Annotated in this window: 20 protein-coding genes; 9 read left to right on the top strand and 11 right to left on the bottom strand. The window is 52.5% G+C overall.

From position 1 onward, the window contains the following. Positions 1–17: 17 nt before the first annotated feature. The 9 genes from A6U95_RS27950 to ygbI all read right to left on the bottom strand — a co-directional run bounded on the left by A6U95_RS27950 (position 18) and on the right by ygbI (position 11,136). Positions 18–506, bottom strand: coding sequence for a hypothetical protein (locus A6U95_RS27950; protein ID WP_024527536.1), 489 nt, complete (start codon positions 504–506; stop codon positions 18–20). Positions 507–922: 416 nt separating this feature from the next. Then, positions 923–1,588, bottom strand: a complete 666-nt coding sequence (locus A6U95_RS27945; protein ID WP_241810731.1) for a LuxR C-terminal-related transcriptional regulator — start codon at positions 1,586–1,588, stop codon at positions 923–925. Between the two features lie 100 nt (positions 1,589–1,688). Next, complete coding sequence (locus A6U95_RS27940) at positions 1,689–2,348, bottom strand: fimbria/pilus periplasmic chaperone (RefSeq protein ID WP_065686870.1); 660 nt, start codon at positions 2,346–2,348, stop codon at positions 1,689–1,691. 10 nt (positions 2,349–2,358) lie between these two features. Continuing rightward, positions 2,359–4,002, bottom strand: a complete 1,644-nt coding sequence (locus tag A6U95_RS27935; protein ID WP_065686869.1) for a hypothetical protein — start codon at positions 4,000–4,002, stop codon at positions 2,359–2,361. Continuing rightward, a complete protein-coding gene (locus tag A6U95_RS27930; protein WP_065686868.1) occupies positions 3,992–6,475 on the bottom strand; it encodes a fimbrial biogenesis outer membrane usher protein in 2,484 nt (827 codons plus the stop codon). The genes A6U95_RS27935 and A6U95_RS27930 overlap by 11 nt, the downstream gene beginning before the upstream one ends. A 115-nt stretch (positions 6,476–6,590) precedes the next feature. Continuing rightward, positions 6,591–7,259, bottom strand: a complete 669-nt coding sequence (locus tag A6U95_RS27925) for a hypothetical protein (protein WP_065686867.1) — start codon at positions 7,257–7,259, stop codon at positions 6,591–6,593. A gap of 77 nt (positions 7,260–7,336) precedes the next feature. After that, entirely contained in the window at positions 7,337–7,927 is a 591-nt protein-coding gene (locus A6U95_RS27920) for a common pilus major fimbrillin subunit EcpA (RefSeq protein WP_065686866.1), read from the bottom strand. Between the two features lie 920 nt (positions 7,928–8,847). After that, positions 8,848–9,636 (bottom strand): winged helix-turn-helix domain-containing protein, encoded by a 789-nt coding sequence (locus A6U95_RS27915; protein WP_065686865.1) that lies wholly within the window; start codon positions 9,634–9,636, stop codon positions 8,848–8,850. A 735-nt stretch (positions 9,637–10,371) separates the two neighbouring features. Continuing rightward, positions 10,372–11,136, bottom strand: a complete 765-nt coding sequence (gene ygbI / locus A6U95_RS27910) for a DNA-binding transcriptional repressor YgbI (protein WP_065686864.1) — start codon at positions 11,134–11,136, stop codon at positions 10,372–10,374. A gap of 260 nt (positions 11,137–11,396) precedes the next feature. On the opposite strand from ygbI, the gene ltnD reads away from it, so the two are divergent. From ltnD to A6U95_RS27880, 6 genes are all read left to right on the top strand, one after another. Continuing rightward, entirely contained in the window at positions 11,397–12,311 is a 915-nt protein-coding gene (gene ltnD, locus A6U95_RS27905) for an L-threonate dehydrogenase (RefSeq protein WP_065686863.1), read from the top strand. After that, positions 12,311–13,573 (top strand): 3-oxo-tetronate kinase, encoded by a 1,263-nt coding sequence (otnK, locus tag A6U95_RS27900; protein WP_083196474.1) that lies wholly within the window; start codon positions 12,311–12,313, stop codon positions 13,571–13,573. Before ltnD ends, otnK begins: the two co-directional genes overlap by 1 nt. Positions 13,574–13,575: 2 nt before the next feature. Then, a complete protein-coding gene (gene otnC, locus A6U95_RS27895; protein WP_037375203.1) occupies positions 13,576–14,208 on the top strand; it encodes a 3-oxo-tetronate 4-phosphate decarboxylase in 633 nt (210 codons plus the stop codon). A 3-nt stretch (positions 14,209–14,211) separates the two neighbouring features. Next, a complete protein-coding gene (locus tag A6U95_RS27890; protein WP_065686861.1) occupies positions 14,212–14,988 on the top strand; it encodes an HPr family phosphocarrier protein in 777 nt (258 codons plus the stop codon). A 111-nt stretch (positions 14,989–15,099) separates the two neighbouring features. Continuing rightward, on the top strand, positions 15,100–16,470 hold the full coding sequence (locus A6U95_RS27885) for a GntP family transporter (protein ID WP_065686860.1): 1,371 nt from the start codon (positions 15,100–15,102) through the stop codon (positions 16,468–16,470). Between the two features lie 99 nt (positions 16,471–16,569). Next, positions 16,570–17,100 carry a GNAT family N-acetyltransferase gene (locus tag A6U95_RS27880; RefSeq protein ID WP_065686859.1) on the top strand — a complete coding sequence of 177 codons (531 nt, stop codon included), beginning with the start codon at positions 16,570–16,572 and terminating at the stop codon, positions 17,098–17,100. Here A6U95_RS27880 and A6U95_RS27875 read toward each other — a convergent pair. Next, positions 17,083–17,958: a LysR family transcriptional regulator gene (locus A6U95_RS27875; protein WP_065686858.1), complete on the bottom strand. Its 876-nt coding sequence runs from the start codon at positions 17,956–17,958 to the stop codon at positions 17,083–17,085. The two genes, A6U95_RS27880 and A6U95_RS27875, sit on opposite strands and share 18 nt — an antisense overlap. Positions 17,959–18,051: 93 nt before the next feature. Between A6U95_RS27875 and A6U95_RS27870 the strand changes: the two genes are divergently transcribed. Continuing rightward, entirely contained in the window at positions 18,052–19,053 is a 1,002-nt protein-coding gene (locus A6U95_RS27870) for a nitrilase family protein (RefSeq protein ID WP_065686857.1), read from the top strand. A gap of 119 nt (positions 19,054–19,172) precedes the next feature. Here A6U95_RS27870 and ompX read toward each other — a convergent pair whose 3' ends face one another. After that, a complete protein-coding gene (gene ompX / locus A6U95_RS27865) occupies positions 19,173–19,691 on the bottom strand; it encodes an outer membrane protein OmpX (protein ID WP_065686856.1) in 519 nt (172 codons plus the stop codon). A gap of 393 nt (positions 19,692–20,084) precedes the next feature. Here ompX and rhtA point away from each other — a divergent pair, with 393 nt between their 5' ends. Together rhtA and nanQ are read left to right on the top strand one after the other, a co-directional pair. Next, positions 20,085–20,972, top strand: a complete 888-nt coding sequence (gene rhtA / locus A6U95_RS27860; RefSeq protein ID WP_065686855.1) for a threonine/homoserine exporter RhtA — start codon at positions 20,085–20,087, stop codon at positions 20,970–20,972. A gap of 131 nt (positions 20,973–21,103) precedes the next feature. Continuing rightward, positions 21,104–21,571: an N-acetylneuraminate anomerase gene (nanQ, locus tag A6U95_RS27855; protein WP_065686854.1), complete on the top strand. Its 468-nt coding sequence runs from the start codon at positions 21,104–21,106 to the stop codon at positions 21,569–21,571. The last annotated feature ends 1 nt before the right edge of the window (position 21,572 follow it).

Raw genomic sequence — 21,572 nt, 5'->3', positions numbered from 1 at the left:
TATTTAATTAGAACAGGTTACTTACCTTCGACAGAAGGCAGGATCGCATCCAATTTATCAAGCTCACGCATCATAGCACGATAAACATAAAGTTTGGACTGAGCATGGCGCCCATCCAATTTGTTTGCTGCGGCAAGATCACGAAGCTTTTTAACCAATTTCAGGGTATTGGGTTGGTTGGCATCTGCCTTAGGAATGGCGCTATATTCTGCAAAGAGATCCTGCCACTCTGCTTCCCAAGCCTCTTGCTGGTTGTACCCTGGGGTGATTGCAGTTCTGGTTTTAGCGGCAACGGAACCGCAATATTTATGCGCACCACCGCGGGTGCCGTAAATAACCCACAGAGGTGATTTATCCCGAGGATCATTGCCATATGACTGGATATCACTGACGCACTTGGTGACTTCATTACGCATATTTTGCTCTTGGCTGCTGATACCAGCAAAAGCATTCGCAGAGAACGCCAGAGTCCCGAGCATCAAAAGCCCAATTTTGCTTTTATTCATCTATATAGATCCTTCTAGAATAATTAATTAAAAACATGAATACGCCGTTCTTAAAGGCAGAAGGACCTTAATTTATAGCATTTATTAAGACAATAAAATTCAGCTGAAATGTTTTACTTTCAGATCTTTCATGAGAAATTCTTTAATATAGCCAGTTAATTCTCAAATAAATACTAGAAATGATAATATTATCATGCTATTAATAACACCAAGACCGATCATTTTATAGCCAATTGTAATGTAAAACAGCGACCTGGCTTGCTTACAAGTGACATATATATATCATTAAGAAACAGCCTGAAATTAAGAACAAACCCAGAATAAAGGCGATCTGCACTGATTTAAGCCAGGCCGATTGACAGAGGAATTGTTTGAACTAGCACAGCTGGCATAACCTCAGAAAAAACCCTTCTCTCTCAGTGAGGTGGAGCAGGATGTATGCCCGAAATGGCAGTTTCATCCCAGTAACGGGTTCTGAACGCCAACAGCAGCTGCATAAAGCCAACCTGATTCAGCCCCAGCTTGCGCATAATATTCAGCTTATGAGTGCAGACGGTCTTATAACTGCGCCCGATAACCTGAGCGGCATGCTGCGCATTGGCTCCAGCAACCATCAATCCCAGAATACGCCATTCACAGCCGGATAATGGGCGCTGTTCCTGCAACAACAGTTGCCGCATCGCTGGGCTACGATAACTGGCAGTGGGATGGGCCGCCGAAATGGCTGCCAGCAAATAATTCACACTATCGCGCTTGGCCACTAGTGAGAGGTGTTTTTGCGTTGCAAGCAGCGACAAAATATCCGGGTTGATGATATCGGTGAAAACCACCAAGAATGCCTTTGGCCAAAGCGTACCGAAGGTCAACACGAATCGCACTACCTGATAAATGTCTTCGGTATGATGGTAGAGCTCCATAATAACCGTTTGCTGTTCATTATCATTGAGTGACGAGACAATATCCCTCAGTCTACTTAGACTGCTGATTTTTTTATTATTCGGGTCAATCAATGCCTGCAGGCCGATATTCACCAAAGGATGGGGTTCAAAGAGAATAAAAGTCTCGTTATATAAGGCATGCATAATTAATTATCCCATTGAAAATATTATATTTTTTAGTTTATAAAAACCACCTGAAACCAGCGTTCCTTGCCGAACGGTCAATAAAATAAAAACTAGCCGATTAAATACAACTTTTATCCACGTTGATAAACTTATCGCTATAAATAATAAATTTCTGACCTTGCAGTTTGATACCCGGATGCGACAGCGTATCCCCAGGGCGTAAATACTCGGTGATCCCCTCTTCGTCGGTGCTTTCACAGCCGGGTTTCAACAGAAACTTAAAAAAGGTATTACCGGTGTTTTTGAGCGTACCGCGCTGCTTGTCAAGCTGGTAGTCAAACTGGGTGACACGCGGTCTGACCACCAGAATGGTATCCATTACCACGATCGGCTCCAGGTTGGCACCGGCTTTGTTGCTCTGCCCGGTGGTCAGCAGGTTAGTCGGTACCTCGCGAAATGAGACACGATAATAACGTTCTTTATTATCCTTCGGCCCATGGTAATAGAACTTGTAATATTCCCCCTGCCCTGCCCGCAGCGTCAGTTGCTTGGGAGCAAACAGCAATTCACCCTCTGCCGGGCGGGTTCGCACCTCTTGCTCCCCTGGCCGATCGATGGCACGAATGGAAACCTGATAAAACCGGGCGCTGGCGTTATTGTTCAACACCCGCTTGGCGACAAAGGACTGATCCTGATCCATCGCAAACGTCATGGTACCCACGTTGATCGCCCCGGCGGTAAAGGGCAGGAATATTAGCCATAGCAGCAGAGTTTTCACATTACCCCCTTTAATTGATATTGCGCCAGGTTGCCTCAACGTGAATTTCACCGGCGGCATGCACATCGCCATACCAGGCGTTACCTTCCACCGTTTTCAGCGAGATCGGCGCGTTCATCGGGATCCTGAACTTGACCTTGGTCTTGTTCATCACCCCCACGTCACCGGAAATATCGTTCCATGGGGTACTGCTCCACAGAGCGTTGGTCATATCGTGCCACTGGCTGTCACAACCTGCATCAAACACCTGCTCCGTCCCCGTGCTGGTGGTGATACTAAGCTGGGCCGGGAATGGAACCTTCGTGGTATTGTCCGGCGAGGAGAAAATACAGTAGTTGATCCCTCCCAGTGACTGCGTTGGGCCGCTCGCCATTACCCTGACCTGATCGGCATTGGTCTTGGCGCTGGTGGTCACAATATAGCCAAACTCCAATGGTAGCTCTGAGGGGCCAACATAGCCTTCCCGGTGCGGGTTGTTATCGAAATCCTCGGAGATAATGCTGATGCTGAAATCACGAGGCTTGATGATCAGTTGGTTAGAGGTCGAGAACTCATACCAGCCCGATTCCGGCGAGGTGGTGTTCTGGAAACGGAAGTTAATCAGATCGTGCGTACCGCCGTCGGTGATCCCCAGCTTGACCATCTGTTTGAAGAAATTACTGGCAAAAAACACGTAAACGGCATTGCTGCTCTTCAACTCGTTAAACGTATAGTAGCTGCCGGTACCCGAGGTATTTTTCCAACTGTTGCCATTCAAACTGAATTGCAGATCGGCCGCATTAACCGCCGATGACAGTGCAGCATGGTTGATCGACGGAAAAATATGGATCGAGGTGTTGCTGACGCTGCCATCCGTTTGCAGATCGTAGCTGACCATCTTGCACATGATACCGCTGCGGGCACCGACGGTTTGGTTGCGGCAGTCCGCATTACCCTCACCGATGATCGGTATCCCATCACTGTTGACGAACACTTCCGATACCGCATTGGTATTGATAAAACGCAGGTGTGCCGCTTTGGCATGGGTGACGTTACGTCGATACCAGGTGCCTGAACTTTGATCCTTGCAGCGTTGGCCACTGCTGGCACTGTAGACCGCAGAAGTCTGACAGCCGTTGATTTGCATGCTGAATGACTCACCAGCCCCCATCTGCTTGAGATACTGATAAAAACTCGGTGACATCATGCCGTGCATCCATTTTTGATTCCCGGGAGTAACAACCGCCCCATAGAACCCTTTTTCATCGGTGGTCTCTGGCAGGATCAGACTGGTTTCCATATTGCAACCGCTATACCAGTTGATACAGCGCAGGCCAAGAAATGGATTTTTGATCGGCGCATTTTCCAGCCACATATCGTAACGCCAGTTGGCTATCAGACCATAGTTGAAACCATTATCGACGTAGCCCAGGCTCTGCTGGTAAATGGTGCCGGATCCGCCATATTTCAGGCCGGTCCATTTATTGGCACCGGTCATACGCGGATCTAGCCCCCCTGCCGGGGTCACAAAGAAGTTATCGTCCGCATTGTTCTCAACAAAGACAAACTTCATCGTGGCGGCATCTCCCAGATTGGTCGGATTCACCGCCTGCGCCGGGGCGATGCTCAGCAGGCCGCCGATCAACAACGCCAAACGTATGCTATTAGCCTTCATTGCTCATATCTCCTGGTTGGCCCACTTTGGCGTAGGACTTCAAGCCGCGGCAAACCACGTCGCCGACCCAGACCGCACCCTGTGCCTTACTCAGGTCCAGTGCCACCTCACAGCTTTGATTATGACGGTAGGTAAAATCGATTACCGGGAATTTCTTGTCCACATCCATCACGAACTCCCCTTTCTCATCCGTACGGGTACGCCCGATATGGTTGTTGATATTGGCGTTGGCCAGCAGCGTACCGTCCTCGGCCTTGATGCGGCCAAATACCGTGACCATCTGTTTGATTTGCGGTTCGATGACCGCCACGTTGCCCGGGTACAGCGTCAGGCTGTTCTTACGGTTGGTGACGATGTCGAAGCTTTCCGCCGAGTTTTTGTTGTTCATCAACTCCACGACATACTGGCCATAAGGGGACAGTGGCAGATAGTTCTTGTCTCCGGTCAGCTTGACGACGCGGCCATCCACGCGCGCGGTCAACATGCCTTCATTTTCCAGGCCGGTATTGATAATGATCCCTGAGTTACCTTCATTGCGCCCACTTGCCGCGATATGACGCCCCTGCCAACCGACGCTGCCGTTAGCGGTCAGGCTGGTATTCACATAGCCGTCTGCGGAGCTGCTAACGTTGACGGTGCCGGTAGAATACTTGGTGTCAAAACGAGCGTAGGCACCGCCGTTAAAGCTGTTATCACCGTTGGTGTCCCCGGAGATGGCACGCGACATATTGGCCCCCACGGTACGGATCGGCCCATCGGCAATCTCTTTACGCGCCGCAATATTGGCCGTGGTGTAGCCGTTCTGGTTAGAAACCCCAGCACTGAACCAGTTGCCCAGCGGCAAGGAGAAATCGAGCGCAATGTACTTACCGGTATTGCCGCCGGAGTGGCCATTATTGTATCGCTGTACCCCGGCACGTATGCCCAGCGTGCCGTAACGGCCAGTGAACAGATTCTGGTAGTAATCCACGTTGTAGTAATGGCTGCTATTTTTCTTGTCATCGTTATAACTGACGCTGAGCGTGCCGAGATGAGGCACAATCGCCCCCAAGTTCAGCGAGCCACCGATCGCCCGGTTATGGGCATCGTTTTGGCGCAGTTTATCGCCGATCACCGTTTTTTCTTCGTTGGCCCACAGCGTACTGAAACCGCCGGGCAGCGTGGCGCTCACGGTGTTGATCAGCGTCCAGGATCGGTCGGTGGCCACCATGCTCTGCGTGCTAACCTGCACTGAATCAATGATGGGTATGCTTAAACGGCCTTCCGCCACTGAGGTGCTGTCCAGAGAATAACCGGACAGCGCCCAGTTGAAGCGAGACAGATTGCCAGAGGCTGAAGCCCCCAACAGGTAGCTATCTTTAGCCTCAGCGAAACGATCGTTGTCGCCACGCCACTCATCCATACGCACCATGCCGCCCCAATACTGCCAGAACATCGGCGCACCCGCGGCGTGCAGCGGACTATAGAGTTTGTTAACCCGCTGCATACGGCGGTTAATCACCTGACCATTGACGATCACCTCAACCTGCACATCGTAAATACCAAAAGGCAGCGTGCCGGTATCCACTTCATGGTTACCCATGGCGAAATTCTGTACGCTGAGCAGGCGGCCATCACGCGACAGGTGAACCTCACCCGCCGAAGGGAAGAAGGCAACAATCGGCGTTAACGACTGGGTATTATCAAACACCGTCGAATTGGCCCGGCTACCATAGGACATGCCGTAGATTTTGCTCGAATTGATGGTGGTCACTGGGCCCAGCGATTGCAGGTTCCAACTGTCGAGCATGCCTGCGGCAAAGCGTCGGCCAGCGAAGTCACGCTCATACATCACCTTATACAGCGTCGAATCCTGGTTGCTGCTGCCAATCCCATAGACAGAACCGTTCACTTCCACATGATGCTCACGCAGAGAGGTGACGTTATTCAGTGATAGATAACTGGAGGTAAAACCTTCACTGGCTTTGGTGCGGTTGTCGTAAACGCCCAGGTTATAGGCCAGCGTGCTGCTTATCTGATCAACACTCGACGCACCAATATCGCTGGCGCGCTCACGCAATACCGTCCCCAGGGCCGATTGCTTCACCACCAATTGCAGGTTCAACTGGCGGAAATCCAGCGCCAGCCAGGCATCATCCGACAGCGTAATGCGTTGCTTATCGTCAAAGTTGGCGTCATTGAGTGCATTGAGCTGCTTGGTGATCGCGGCGGTCAGTTGTGCGCCACCCTCGTTATCTTCCAGGGTAATTTCGCTAATTTTTAGATGGTTATCATCAAGCACCAACAATGCGCGCCCAATGCGTTGATCGTCTTTCAGGGTGCTGTTTTGTTCAAAATGCAGCAATAACGGGATGCTCATCCCCTCACGCAATGCCATGCTGAAAGTCTGGGGGATCAACACGCCATCAATTTGGGTTAACCCGGCGGCAAGAGCCGACTGCCCAGGGATCATCACGGCCGGGATAACGCTCATCCCTACCGCTACTGATATCTTGAGTAATGCACTATCCAGTGCTAGTTTCACGTCTAACTCCTTGAACTATTATGCATCCCTTTACTGCAACATCCCGTGGCAGTCCAACTTGGTGTTATTTGACTTGAATAAATTGCTCTCCATACCAAAGCGCAACGTGGCTTTTCTTATCATTGATATCTACTTTGGACAGGCCACGATCTTTACCTGGCATAACAAAATAGTTTTCTTTGCAGTTGCTACCTTCTTTCTTATTCTTGCAGGGGCCGTAGGCCACCATTTTGAAAGTGGCATTGCCGGTATTGGTGACTTTGTTATTGGCAAACTGATGATTAAAATTAACCTGGCGTGGCGTAACCACTAAAATGGTGCCAATACGCGCCGAGGTGGTGGCCACGCCATTGCGTTTGGCGGTATTCTGCCCCGCATCCGTTAATGCCTGATCGAACCAGACAATCCGGTAATAGCGCTCTTGGTTATCTTCTGGGCCCTTATAATAAAAACGGATCACGTCCCTGGCGTTAGCTGGCATCATCAGGCTGGCCGGTGACAACAGCATTTCGTCCTTCTTCGCCATCGGGATCACCACGCCGGATTCCGTCGGGTCGGAAATCCTTTCTATTTTTATATTCACCAGGCGGCCGCTATCCGTCGTATTTTTAATTTCTTTACTTAGCGTCGCGCTATTACTGGGCATAAAGGAACTGACCGCGCCAACATCCAGCGCAAAGGCGCTATGGCATAGGGAAAGCAACAGGGGAATAGAAAAATAGAAACGATTCATAGCGGTATTCCAAACTCTTTAGCTGACAAAAACAGGGGGTTTCCCCCCTGTTAAGACGCATTACTCTGGGGAAACGATTATGCGGTAGTCCAGGTAGCGTTGAACTCTACGCTCACGTCGCCACTCCAGATACCTTCAGGCAGGGTGCTGAAATCAGTCACAGCAGTTGCGCCATCAGCCGTTGCGCCGATGATGCTGAAGGTGAACTGATCTTGTGCGCTGGTACGAACAGCTTTGTCGTAAGCGCCAGACAGTGCGCTCAGGTTGCCACCCATAATACCGGCATTAACGTCGATCATGGTGGTTTCAGCGGTTTTCTCTACTGCTGCGCCATTGTAGTTAACGCCCACTTCCAGGGTAGAACCAGAGGTATCGAGCTGAGTCAGAGTATTGGCCACCAGCTTGGAGGTCAGTTTAAAATCGGTGGCGGTTCCTTCGCCCTCGATAGTCACGTCGAACAGACCTTTCTGGCTGTTGAAGCCTTTGATGCCTTCAGCATATTGGAAAGACAGGCTGCCGATTGGCGTCACAACCAACTTGCTGGTGGTATCTTTCTTGGCAGTGGCTGACCAGGTAGCCAAGGCTTGTGCGGTAACGTCTGCTGCCTGAGCGGTGCCCACTACTGCGAATGCTGAAACGATTGCCAGAGCAAGTGTGATCTTTTTCATGGTAAAACTCCCTAAGTTATAGATTTCTATTGTCCGTTAAATGTGCCGATCTTTGTCATCTCCACTCACTCCGGTATTGCCAGTTGCTAGCGGGATAACGCCAAGTATTGATATGCAACGTGAGTGTGCCTCTCGTCCTACTTGGCGAGAAAAATCTTAACCCAAATTAATCTTAAGATAATCATTAACTAGTAAATGTGAAATGTTTAGATTTAAATCCTGTGTTTAATCTTTTTAATACTCAATTAAGGATAGAAATCCCACCCACGCAAGGTGGGTAGCAGAATTATCCTAGATTAATTCAATCAAACATTAACCACATTACAACTACCGTTATTCGGCGCCCTTTCTGGTGAAAAATTAGCCTATACATTTAATGCTTATCCGTTAAGGCAACCCATTTCCCCTCACCCCAACCCTCTCCCAAAGGGCGAGGGAGCAGGTACGGTGCCGTATTCAAGTACAGAAGTGAGCGGCGACAGGGGTGATGCAGAGGCGTAATGCCGTAATAAAATTGTGGCACGTGTGGTCCTCTCTCCTTTTGGACGAGGGAGTTGGTACTTTGCCGTGTTCAGGTGCAGAAGTGAGCGGCGACAGGGGTGATGCAGAGGCGGAGTGGCGTAATAAAATTGTGGCACGTTCGGTCCTCTCTCCTTTTGGACCAGGGAGCTGGAACATTGCCGTATTCAGGTGAAGAATTGAGCTGCAATAGGGTTGATACAGAGGCGGAGTGCCGTAATAAAATTGTGGCATGTTCGATCCCCTCTCCTTTTGGGAGAGGGCTAGGGTGAGGGGCATTACTATTTCGGGGTAGTACGCTGACGGAATAAGGGGGATAACGTTAATGAAGTGGTTTAATCTAAGGCAAAGATGCTCTGGCTGTCGGGTGTTTTTCCCGCCAGCCAATCAGCATCATTCAATTAAAGTGAGGATTCGCTTTCCAGACCAGAGCAAAGTTCAATCTTATGCTCTCGCAAAATCTTGCAGCGGAGAAAAAATAGCCGTGAGATGCCAGAAATATACGACTTCACCTGATTGCCACGCATCAGCAACAGGTATTCATCCGGCTGGCATTGGATTTTTTGCCTTACCACCTGCGCCAACACATCATCGCTGAATGCCGGATCTGCCTGAACCGTGGAGTTCGACATAAATACCGCGCAGTTACCCGATTTGCCCAAATAGCTCTCTTGCCGGATGCTTGGATTGAAAATATAGAACGCAATGCTGGCCAATACCACACACACAAAGCCCACTATCCCCCAACCATAGCGCAAGGAAGCACGGGAGAACACCCTGCCTACCACCACGGGTATGGTTTTAGCGGCTGATACCGGCGGTTCGGCAGCAAGGATCGGCGTATCCTTTTCATCCTCACAAGACACAATCTGGATTTCGCTGTGCAGCATAAAACCCACTTTGGGAACCGTGACGATCACCTCCTCATCAATTCCCAGCGCCTTGATCACTCTACGTAACTTGCTCACACACTGGTTAAGATTATTGTTACTGGAAATCATCCCATAATCATCCCACACCTTTTTGAAGATCACTTCACGGCTCACGGCATCGCCCTGGTGGACAATCAGTAACTGTAGCAAGCGCTTGGATGGGTTGGAGATGGTGACAGTATCGTCAAACAGATCGCTCAAACTCAGCGTTCCGCTATCGACATCGAAGATAATACGGTCATTAATCTTATATTTCATTATACTCACGACTTTCACTATAAAAACAGACAGCCCAGGCATTAATCGTTAATAAAATCATTTAATTGAAATTAAAAAAAGCCTTCGTGAACGTTTCTATCGCTAGTAAATAGTCCGCGGGTAATTGTCATTAACTGTGGCATTTTTCCTTCTCCCTGGAATAAGAATTTTCTCATGACCAAAACAAAGATTATCGAAACACGCTGATTATTGATATATTGATTCATTAAAATTCACAAGGTTAGATTTTTATGTTGATTTAAATTTATTTACAGCGAAAAACTTCACAAAATCACCTTGTAAAGCCTGTTTTAATGTAAAAATATCGCAGATTTAACCATCTCTAAGATCTTACATAACTGGGAAAGTAGGTGTTTTCGGCCAGCATTGATAACCTTTATCATTTAAATCAATGGTTTTAACCTGTCACACCGCCAGACAACCGCCTTAGCCTTAGCCTGATTCTGACTTTACATTGCGATATAACCTGGTGTTACCCATACATCATCAGGATCTATACCAGCACCACATTAAGGTGGATCCTTCAAAATAACTTATTATCTTTTTATAGGTAAATATTATGGGGTAGCAGGCTGACGGTGCCACCGGCAGGCACCTGGACGTGATGGAATTATTGCAGCTCAATGCCAGGTATTATCCGTTGTGGAGTCTGTGGCTACGATCTTGGGGCAGCGATAACCACCCCGATGTTTATCAGATTAGCGGGATTGAAAGTCACTGCGCAGCAGTAAGCAACGTAATATTTGCCTGCATAATCGCCTCACGCGCCGCTTCCGGCAGGTGATCGTCAGTGATGATCACCTCAAAGACCGAAATCGGCAGCGCCAGATAGGTGGCTACCTTGCCATATTTGGAAGTATCACTCAGCAAAATGCGGCGGCGGCTGGCCTCAACGATGGCGTTTTTCACCACCACTTTATCCTCGTTCGGGGTAGACAAACCACGCATACTCCATGAAGAAGCGGAGATAAATGCCAGATCGATAAACAGATTACGTAAAGCCTGAGCCGCTGCCGCCCCCACGCAGGAACGGTTTTCCCGGCATACCGTACCGCCGGTGTGGATCAGCTTGCATTGGCTATGTTCGAGCAGATAGGCGGCGATAACAAAATCGTTGGTCACCACGGTGATATCGTCACGCTCGCCGAGCTGGCGAGCGAGGGCCAACGTGGTGGTGCCTGCGTCCAGATAGATACAACTGTTAGCCGGGATCTGCCGCGCGGCCAGTTGCCCAATGGCGGCTTTCTGCTGGCTAAACATCCCTTCCTTATCCTGATGCGAAGGCTCAATCGCCACTCGTTCGGCCGACTGCACACCGCCGGAAACGGGCAGTACGCTGCCCTGCTCTTCCAGTTTTTGCAGATCGCGCCGAATGGTCATGTGTGAGACCCCCAGCCTTTCGGTCAGTTCAGCTATGCTGACTGCGCCGCGCTCGGACACCAGCGCCAAAATTTGTTGGTGGCGTTCAACAGGTATCACGGTTCCCCCTCTGTGACTACGATGATAATAATTGTGATTTTACGTCAATTTTCATGCGACGGTAGTAAAGCTTTTCAGGCTGTGAAGCCGGTCATAATCATAAAAAACATTTAAAAGCATTATGTTAGCAAGAGTAACCGTTTTTTAGACTGTTCGTTGCATTGTTAATTATTGTGAAGACGATCACCGATATCCACGCCAATAACGCTTACATTTAACACATCAAAACAAATAATCACTAAAATTAACAGAGGTGCATCATGGCACAACCAGGAAACTACGCAGTTTGTATCGTCGGTTTAGGTTCAATGGGCATGGGCGCGGCAACGTCCTGCATCAATGCCGGGCTGACTACCTATGGCGTCGATCTCAACCCACAGGCACTGGCGGCGCTACAGCAAGCTGGTGCCAAACAGGCCGCCACCAGCGCAGCAGACTTTGCAACCGAACTGGATGCGGTGCTGCTGTTGGTGGTTAACGCCAACCAGGTAAAACAGATCCTGTTCGGGGATAACGGCCTGGCGGCACAGTTGAAACCGAATACGCCGGTGATGGTGTCTTCCACCATTGCGGCTGCGGATGCCAAAGAGATCGAACAAAAACTGTTGGCCTACAACCTGCCAATGCTGGATGCCCCGGTTTCCGGTGGTGCAGCCAAGGCAGCGGCGGGTCAAATGACCGTGATGGCATCGGGCAGTGAGAGCACCTTTGCCCAATTGCAACCGGTGCTGGATGCCGTCGCCGGGAAAGTGTACCGCATTGGCGACGAAATCGGCCTGGGGGCAACGGTCAAGATCATCCATCAATTGTTGGCAGGCGTACACATCGCCGCCGGTGCCGAAGCGATGGCGCTGGCCGCTCGCGCCGGTATCCCGCTGGACGTGATGTACGATGTGGTCACCAACGCCGCAGGCAACTCCTGGATGTTTGAGAACCGTATGCGCCACGTGGTCGATGGCGACTACTCACCAAAATCTGCCGTAGATATCTTCGTCAAGGATCTTGGGCTGGTGGCCGATACCGCCAAAGCGCTGCACTTCCCGCTGCCATTGGCCTCCACGGCGTTCAACATGTTCACCTCCGCCAGCAACGCAGGTTTCGGTAAGGAAGATGACAGTGCAGTGATCAAGATCTTCGCCGGGATCGAACTGCCGAAGAATAAGGAGAACTCATAATGTTACTCGGAGTGATTGCAGACGACTTTACCGGCGCCACCGATATCGCCAGCTTCCTGGTGGAAAACGGTTTGCCTACGGTCCAGCTCAATGGCGTGCCGCAGGATGATACCCCTGTCGACTCGCAGGCGGTGGTGATCAGCCTGAAATCGCGCTCCTGCCCGGTCGACCAGGCAGTCGAGCAGTCGTTGCAGGCTTTAGCCTGGCTACAGCGCCAGGGTTGCCGCCAGTTCTACTTTAAATACTGTTCCACCTTCGACAGCACAGCCCAGGGCAATATCGGGCCGGTTACCGATGCCTTGCTCAATGCGCTTGGCGAACAGCAAACGGTGATTTCCCCTGCACTACCGGTAAATGGCCGCACGGTATATCAAGGCTATCTGTTCGTGATGGACCAGTTGCTGTCGGAATCCGGTATGCGCAACCATCCGGTGACGCCAATGACCGACAGTAATCTGATGCGGCTGATGGAGGCCCAGGCCAGCGGGCGTTGCGGGCTGGTCAACGCGGCAGAGATGGATCGTGGAGCCGGTGCGGTGCAGGAAAAGTTGCAACAGTTGGCACAGCTTGGCGTGCGCTACGTGGTATTGGATACCCTGAACGAACAGCATCTGCTGACACAGGGCGAAGCGCTGAAAACCATGAAGTTGGTCACCGGAGGTTCAGGGCTGGCGATCGGCATTGCCCGCCAATGGGCACAGCCGGGCGAGGAAAAAGCCCAATCTGCCGGAGCGCCACAGGGAAAGAAAGCCGTGGTACTTTCCGGCTCCTGCTCCACCATGACCAACAAGCAGGTAGCGCGCTACCGCCAACAGGCTCCGGCACAGAGTATTGATGTCTCGCGCTGCATCACAGCAGGAGATCGCAGCGTCTACGCCGCCGAGCTAAGCACCTGGGTTGAACAACAGGCCGCACAGCCACTGGCCCCATTGCTGTACGCCACCGCCGAGCCGGAGCAACTGCAACAGACCCAGCAGCAATACGGCACCGAAGCCGCCAGCCAGGCGGTTGAAGCCCTGTTTGCCGAAGTGGTTAAACGCCTGCAACAACAGGGTTTCAGCCGCTTTATCGTCGCCGGTGGTGAAACCTCTGGCGTGGTCACCCAGGCGTTGGGGATCCGCGGCTTCCATATCGGCCCTTGTATTTCTCCAGGTGTGCCTTGGGTACGCGCAATTGAACAACCGGTATCACTGGCCCTGAAATCGGGCAATTTCGGCGATGAAAACTTTTTCGCCAGAGCACAAACGGAGTTTTCAGTATGACGATGACCGCTGACACTGAACGGCTGGCAAGGGAAGAGATGGTGCGCCTGGGGGCTTCGTTCTTCCAGCGCGGCTACGCTACCGGTTCAGCAGGCAACCTTTCGCTGTTGTTGCCAGACGGTACCCTGCTGGCTACCCCCACTGGCTCTTGCCTGGGGGAGTTGCAGGCAGACAAACTGTCGAAAGTCAGCCTGAGTGGTGAATGGATTTCCGGCGACAAGCCCTCGAAAGAGATCAGCTTTCACCGCGCGCTGTACCAGAACAACCCGGCGTGCAAGGCGGTAGTGCATCTGCATTGCACCTATTTGACCGCGCTTTCCTGCCTGCAAGGGTTGGATACGGCAAACGCCATCAAGCCGTTCACCCCTTATGTGGTGATGCGCGTCGGCCAGGTGCCGGTGGTGCCTTACTACCGCCCCGGCGATCTGCGGCTGGCGGAAGATCTGGGCAAGCTGGCCCCAAGCTACAAGGCTTTCCTGTTGGCGAACCACGGCCCCGTGGTCACCGGCGAGAGCCTGCGGGAAGCCGCGAACAATACCGAAGAAATGGAAGATGCGGCCAAGCTGATTTTCACCCTCGGCAACCGCCCAATTCGCTATTTAACCGATGATGAAATTGCCGAGTTACGGAGCTGAAGCATGCCAAAATTTGCTGCCAATTTATCGATGATGTTTACCGAGCACTCGTTTCTGGATCGTTTTGATGCCGCTGCGGCGGCCGGATTTAAAGCGGTAGAGTTCCTGTTCCCTTATGATTACCCCGCCGATCTACTGGCGGAGAAACTGCAACAAAACGGTCTCCAGCAGGTGTTGTTCAATACCGCGCCGGGCGATGTGGGTGCAGGCGAATGGGGGCTGGCGGCGTTGCCCGGCCGCGAGCAGGATGCCCGTGCGGATATCGATCGCGCTCTGGAATATGCCATCGCCCTCAAGTGCCCTAGCGTTCACGTGATGGCTGGCGTAGTGCCGCCAGGGGAAGATATTGCCCGCTATCGGGAAACCTTTATCAGCAATATCCGTTACGCCGCCGACGCCTTTGCCCCTCACGGCATCAAGGTGTTGATCGAAGCGCTCAGCCCACCGATCAAGCCCAACTACCTGTTCTCCAGCCAGCATCAGGCGGCAGAGCTGGTGGCCGCCATCGATCGCCCGAACGTGTTTATTCAGTTCGACTTCTTCCACGCGCAACTGGTGGACGGCAATATCGGCAATCTGATCGCCTCACTGGCCGGGCGCTATGCCCATATCCAGATCGCCTCGGTGCCAGACCGAAATGAACCCGATGGCGGTGAACTGAATTATCCTTGGCTATTCGCCCAACTGGATAAGGTGGGTTACCAAGGCTGGATCGGTTGTGAATATAAACCCCGTGGAGAAACGACGGCGGGTCTGGGTTGGGTGAAACCTTACCTGTAATCAAGAACTCGTCGCGCCAACACCAGTTTCACTAACATAAAAAATAAACGCACCCGTATCGCCCTAGGGCGATCGCGGTGCCGGACTCTTACCTGAATTAAAGGCTATGCTATGTCTCCAACTATGCTACTGATCATTGCCGTACTGGGTGTCGTACTGCTGCTATTGATGGTCATCAAGGCGAAGGTTCAGCCGTTTGTCGCCCTGCTGGTCGTTAGTCTACTGGTCGCGCTTGCCAGCGGGATCCCAACCGGTGAAGTCATGAAAGTGATGACCGCCGGGATGGGCGGTGTACTCGGCTCGGTGACCATTATCATCGGCCTGGGTGCGATGCTGGGTAGAATGATCGAACATTCAGGCGGCGCAGAATCCCTGGCACAGCGTTTCAGCAAAGCGCTGGGGCCAAAGCGCACCATTGCCGCGCTTACCAGTGCCGCGTTCGTCCTGGGCATTCCGGTGTTTTTCGACGTCGGCTTTATCATCCTGGCCCCGATCATCTATGGCTTTGCCAAAGTGGCTAAAGTCTCACCGTTGAAGTTTGGCTTGCCGATGGCCGGTGTGATGCTGACGGTGCACGTAGCTCTGCCACCGCACCCAGGCCCGGTCGCGGCGGCGGGGCTGTTGAATGCCGATATCGGTTGGCTGACCATTCTCGGCCTGATCATCTGTATCCCGGTGGGCGTTATCGGTTACTTCGCGGCAAAATATCTCAACCGTAAAGCCTACCCACTCTCCATTGAGGTGTTGGAACAACTGCAACTGGCAGCCCCTGAACCTGCACCGGAAGGCAAAGCGCAACTCAGCGATCGGATCAATCCTCCTAGTGCCGGATTGATTACCGCGCTGATCGTTATTCCTATCGCCATCATTATGCTGGGCACCGTTTCTGCCACCCTGCTGCCAGCAGGTTCGCCGGTGCGTGATGCCTTGTCATTAATCGGCTCACCGGGCGTAGCGTTAATGATCGCCCTGGTGTTGGCGTTCTATCTGCTGGCAATCCGTCGTGGCTGGAGTCTGCAACACACCAGCGATGTGATGGGAGGGGCGTTACCGACTGCGGCAGTAGTCATTATGGTTACCGGTGCGGGCGGCGTGTTTGGCAAGGTACTGGTTGAGTCTGGCGTGGGTAAGGCGCTGGCAGATGTGCTGACCACCATTGGTCTGCCACTGATCCCGGCTGCATTTATCATCTCGCTGGCACTACGTGCCTCACAGGGGTCGGCTACCGTCGCCATTCTGACGACCGGCGGGTTGCTGTCCGAAGCGGTTATCGGGCTTAACCCGATGCAGTTGGTGTTGGTCACGCTCGCGACCTGCTTTGGCGGCCTGGGCTTATCGCACGTTAACGACTCCGGCTTCTGGATTGTCACCAAATACCTTGGCCTGTCGGTAGCTGATGGCCTGAAAACCTGGACGGTATTAACCACCCTGCTCGGTTTAAGTGGCTTCGCCTTTACCTGGCTGCTGTGGCTGGTAGTGTAACTTCCCGGTATTGCTAGAGCCAAAGCAGTTCGGCTACAGTGGTGAGTATCTTGAGGCGTTGCTCCGGCAACGCCTTTTCCCTTGTTCAGGAAGGAAGCCATGACCACTCACACCGTTGCCCCCACCTTGATCACCGAACGTCTGATCCTGGATGCCCACCGGCTGGAAGATTTTGACGATTTGGCCGCCATGTGGGCCGATCCTGCGGTGGTGCGCTATATCGGCAGCACGCCACGCGACAAGGAGGACAGCTGGGGACGCCTGTTGCGCTACATCGGCCACTGGAAATTGCTGGGATATGGCTACTGGGCGGTGCGGGAGAAAAACAGCGGCAGATATATTGGCGGGATTGGCTTCGCCGATTTTCACCGTAATATTCAACCTGCACTCGATGTCCCCGAAATGGGCTGGACGCTGATCACGGCTGCGCACGGTAAAGGCTATGCCACCGAAGCCTTGAATGCCGCGCTGGTCTGGGCCAAAGAGAATTTCTCACAGGACAAAGTCGTTTGTATCATCTCGCCAGATAACCGCCCTTCGCTTGGCCTGGCAAAAAAGGTCGGCTTTGTGGCAAGCCATCGCAGCGAATACCACCAGTTGCCAACGGTGGTGTTATACCGACCGCTCTGATTCCAAGATACCCTGGATAAAATTATCCCGTAGCGCATCAGGCCGCTGCGGGTTCCAAGCCAGCCCAACCTGCCACTGCGTCTGCTCGCCGCTTAACGGTAGAATATCGACCCCAGCAGGAGCAATAAACACAATGCTTTGCGGCAACAGCGCCACGCCTATCCCCGCCGCCACCAGCGCCAACAAGGTTTGGATGTCCTCTGCCTGCTGTACCACATTGGCCCGCAACCCCTGAGCGGCAATAAAACGCAGCGCCTGCTCACTCAACCCTCGGCCACGCGAAGGTTCCAACTGCAACAGAGGAAAACGGTGGAAATCCGCCAACAGGTTCTCCGCCTGCAACGCCATCGTTCGCGGCGCGGCCAGCACCAGCCGATCGTTCAGCAAAGGCAGTACCTGCAGAGGAGCAACAACGGGCAAGCGCACAAAGCCAGCCTGTAGATCGCCGCTTAGCAACAACTGACATTGCCGTTCCGAAGGAAGATCCTCCAGGCCCACCACCACCGCAGGAAAGCGCTGGCGAAATGCTGCCACCCGTTGCGGGGCCAGATGAAAGCTGGAAAGCCCAAAGCCTAAGGCCAGACGCCCGGTTTCCCCCTTCACTAGCTGCAACGCATAAAGATGAAACTGCTCGTGTTGGGCCAATAATTCCCGCGCTCTGGGGAGCAGTGCAGCACCGTTGGCCGTCAGTTGTGCACCTTGGCGACCCCGTTCAAACAGGCGGGTGCCTAGTTGTAGTTCGATGGCTTGAATTTGCTTGCTCAACGCGGGCTGGGTGATGCACAGCCGCTCGGCGGCCAGGTGATAGCGACCCAGTTCGGCCAACGCGACAAAGGCACGTAGTTGACGATTATCCATTCCATTAAGTTATCAAAAGAGGATTTTAATTGATTATACAGTAATCGATGCGGCTGCTGTAATTAGCGAACAAAAAACCCACAGGAGCTTGCTATGACCACCACCCTTCGCGCTGCGTCGGTACAATTTCAACACCGCGCCAACGACAAGAACTACAATCTCGGCGTTATGGAAGACTTTATCGTCCAGGCCGCCGCCGACAACGTGCAGGTCCTCGCCTTCCCGGAAATGTGCATTACCGGTTATTGGCACGTACGCCATCTGGCCGACAGCGAAATCACCGCTTTGGCTGAGCCTATCGCCACCAGCCCCTCGCTGGCGCGCATCCGCCCACTGGCAGAGCGGTATCGGATGGCCATCGGCGTTGGGCTGATTGAGCTGGGTGAAGACGGCCAGCTGTACAATGCTTATGCAGTTTGCCTGCCAGATGGCCAAACCCATGTGCACCGCAAGCTCCATCCTTTTGAACATCCGCTCATCGCTAAAGGCGATAGTTATACCGTGTTTGACACCCCTTGGGGCGTACGCATGGGGATCCTGATCTGCTGGGACAACAACCTGGTGGAGAACGCCCGTGCCACTACGCTGCTGGGTGCCGATATTCTATTCGCCCCTCACCAGACGGGGGGGACAAATTCACGCAGCCCGCACGGCATGAAGCCGATACCGCTGGCGCTATGGCAGCAACGTAAAGAAAATCCGGCGGCGATCGAAGAGGCTTTTCGCGGCGACACTGGCCGCGGTTGGCTTCTGCGCTGGTTGCCTTCTCGCGCCCATGATAATGGCCTGTTTATTTTGTTCAGCAACGGCGTGGGGCGAGACGATGATGAGGTGCGCACCGGCAATGCGATGCTGCTGGATCCTTATGGCCGCATCCTGTCAGAGACCTGGGCTGCGCAGGACGCCATGGTCACCGCCGATCTGGATCTGAGCCTAATCCCCATGAGCAGCGGGCGGCGTTGGATCCATGGCCGTCGGCCAGAGCTCTATGGGTTGCTTACCGAGCCACAGGGATATGAGCGCGATCCCCGTACGGCGCGTTTTTCAATGCAACCGACCACGGAATTGGGCAAGCCAAATAAATCGATGGATTAACACGTTTGTCTGCGGTTTCGATCTGTTACCGGCAAAAAAAAATCCGCCCCTAAAAGGCGGATTTTCATTGAGCATGACCAACAGGGTCACACGCACATGCCCGAAGGCATGGGGAAATCTTAGAAGCGGTAACCTACGCCCACGTTCCAGGTGCCAACGTCAACGCTGCGGATACGGCTCTGCTCGTAACCCACGTCCAGAGCAACCTGTTGCATTGGGTTGAACTGCAGACCAGCACCGTAGGTGAAGCCGTAGTCGCTGGTGTTGTTGTGGTCAGTACCGTTTTGAGCGTTGGAAGTGAACTTACCATAGCCCACACCGATCACACCGTAGATGCTCGCCCAATCGTTGAAACGATAAGCCGGGCCAGCAGTGATGGAGTTGTATTGTGCTTTGTTGTAGAAGCCGTCTTCAGAACCGTTCTTTTCCAGGTGGGTGAAAGAACCGATCACACCCAGTGGGCTGTTGTCGTACTCGTAACGGTACTTCAGGTTGAAACCGTCGGCCTTGTTGGCAACGCCTTGGAGATCGCCCTGGGCATAGCCAGCGGATACGGTGCTCTCACCAGCAAATGCGGTACCTGCTGTTACGGCCAATACACAAGCTGCTACTGCGGAAAGACATGCAATTTTTTTCATAACCACCTCAAACGCGTTTTATTATTAAAGTGCTTCAATTTCTCATACATTGAAAATATAGCAAAAATTAGCGTGAAACTCTGCCTTTAAATGAGTGTCTAAATCTTTGTATCGTGTAACAGAAGATTTCAAGAACACTATAGCATGCTAATTTTCCTGTATTTTTCCCGAATTATACTCCTTTTTGTGACGCTAATCACCTATCCGAGATCCAGAATACTCTTAAAAAAAGAGCACTTATTGGTTGCTTGAACCAAGTTGGCGCATATTTTTGACAGATTCAACTCGGCCCCCCGTTTTTCGCCAACACCTTGCTGTCAATTCCTTTACACTGTGCAACACCTGTACTCAATACCTTCCCAGACGCTGGGGAGTTCCATAAGGCCAGAAAGGATGTCTTCGTCTGTAACCACTAAAGCGTCTTCCACGCTGGTGCCCGTGTGTTTACTGATCATTGCAATGATCTCGATCCAGAGCGGGGCTTCATTAGCCAAAAGCCTGTTCCCGCTGGTGGGTGCCGAAGGCATCACCACCCTGCGCCTGAGCATCGGTACGCTGATCCTGTTTATCATTTTCCGTCCGTGGCGCATGCGTTTCGCCGCCGGTAGCCGGTTGCCATTGCTGATCTATGGTCTGTCACTGGGGGCGATGAACTACCTGTTTTATCTTTCATTACGCACGGTGCCACTGGGCATTGCGGTGGCGCTGGAGTTTACCGGTCCGCTGGCGGTGGCAATGTTCTCTTCCCGCCGCCCCATCGATTTTATCTGGGTGGCATTGGCGATTGCCGGTTTGTGGTTTCTGCTGCCGCTTGGCCACGATATGGGCAGTATCGATCCCGTGGGGGCAGCCTGTGCGTTGGGTGCCGGTGCCTGCTGGGCGATATACATTATTTTCGGCCAGAAGGCCGGGGGAGATCACGGGCCTGGCACCGTAGCCGTGGGGTCACTGATCGCCGCCATCGTGTTCTGCCCGATCGGTGCCTGGCAAACCGGCAGTGCACTGTTGAACGTGGATATTCTACCGGTGGCGTTGGCCGTCGCGGTGCTGTCTACCGCCTTGCCTTACTCGTTGGAAATTATCGCGTTACCCAAGATCCCTGCCCGTACCTTTGGCACCCTGATGAGTCTGGAACCGGCAATGGCAGCCCTTTCCGGCATGATCTTCCTCAACGAACATCTTAACCAAACACAATGGTTGGCATTGGCCGCCATCATTACCGCCTCCATGGGAGCCACGTTAACCATCAAACCCAAGCCACAGGTTGAAAGCCTCTCATGAGCCCGTTGGCGCCTGGCGGCAAGTCCCCGGCGCCACGCTCAAAAGGTTGCATGATTGCAAGCCAGTTAACTTTTTTCCTGAACAATAATAGACATACTCTCAGCAGGTCTTTTTTATTAGGGAGAATCAGGATGATCTATGGCAGTTTGTACAACCCCCGCTTCGGACGTGGTCTCTCACCCGCTTTAGCCAATATCCTCAATACCGTACGTCAGTATGATTTGCCTAGCCTGCCGTTGGGCCGGCACGAGATCGATGGCGATCGAGTGTTTATGAACGTGATGGAGCTGATGACAGAGCCAGCAGAAAGCAAACGCGCCGAGCTTCACCAGGAATATCTGGATATCCAGATCCTGATCGGCGGCGAAGAGCGGATCGATTTTGGCCTGCCAGACAGTTGGGAAAGCAACGATCTTTACGATGAAAGCAAAGATCTGCAATGGCTGGATATCAAACGCAGCCCGCAAACCCTGAACCTAATGCCGGGCATGTATGTAATCTTCTTCCCATTGGAGCCGCACAAACCCGGCTGCCAGATAACTGAGCCGAAAAACATCAAGAAAGTGGTGGTGAAAGTCCACTACGAACTGCTGCTTTGAC

It is taken from the genome of Serratia sp. 14-2641 (assembly GCF_001692375.1).
Lineage (GTDB): Bacteria > Pseudomonadota > Gammaproteobacteria > Enterobacterales > Enterobacteriaceae > Chania > Chania fonticola_C.
The sequence above is the reverse complement of the archived record's forward strand: the minus strand, read 5'-3'. Positions and strand labels throughout refer to the sequence as shown.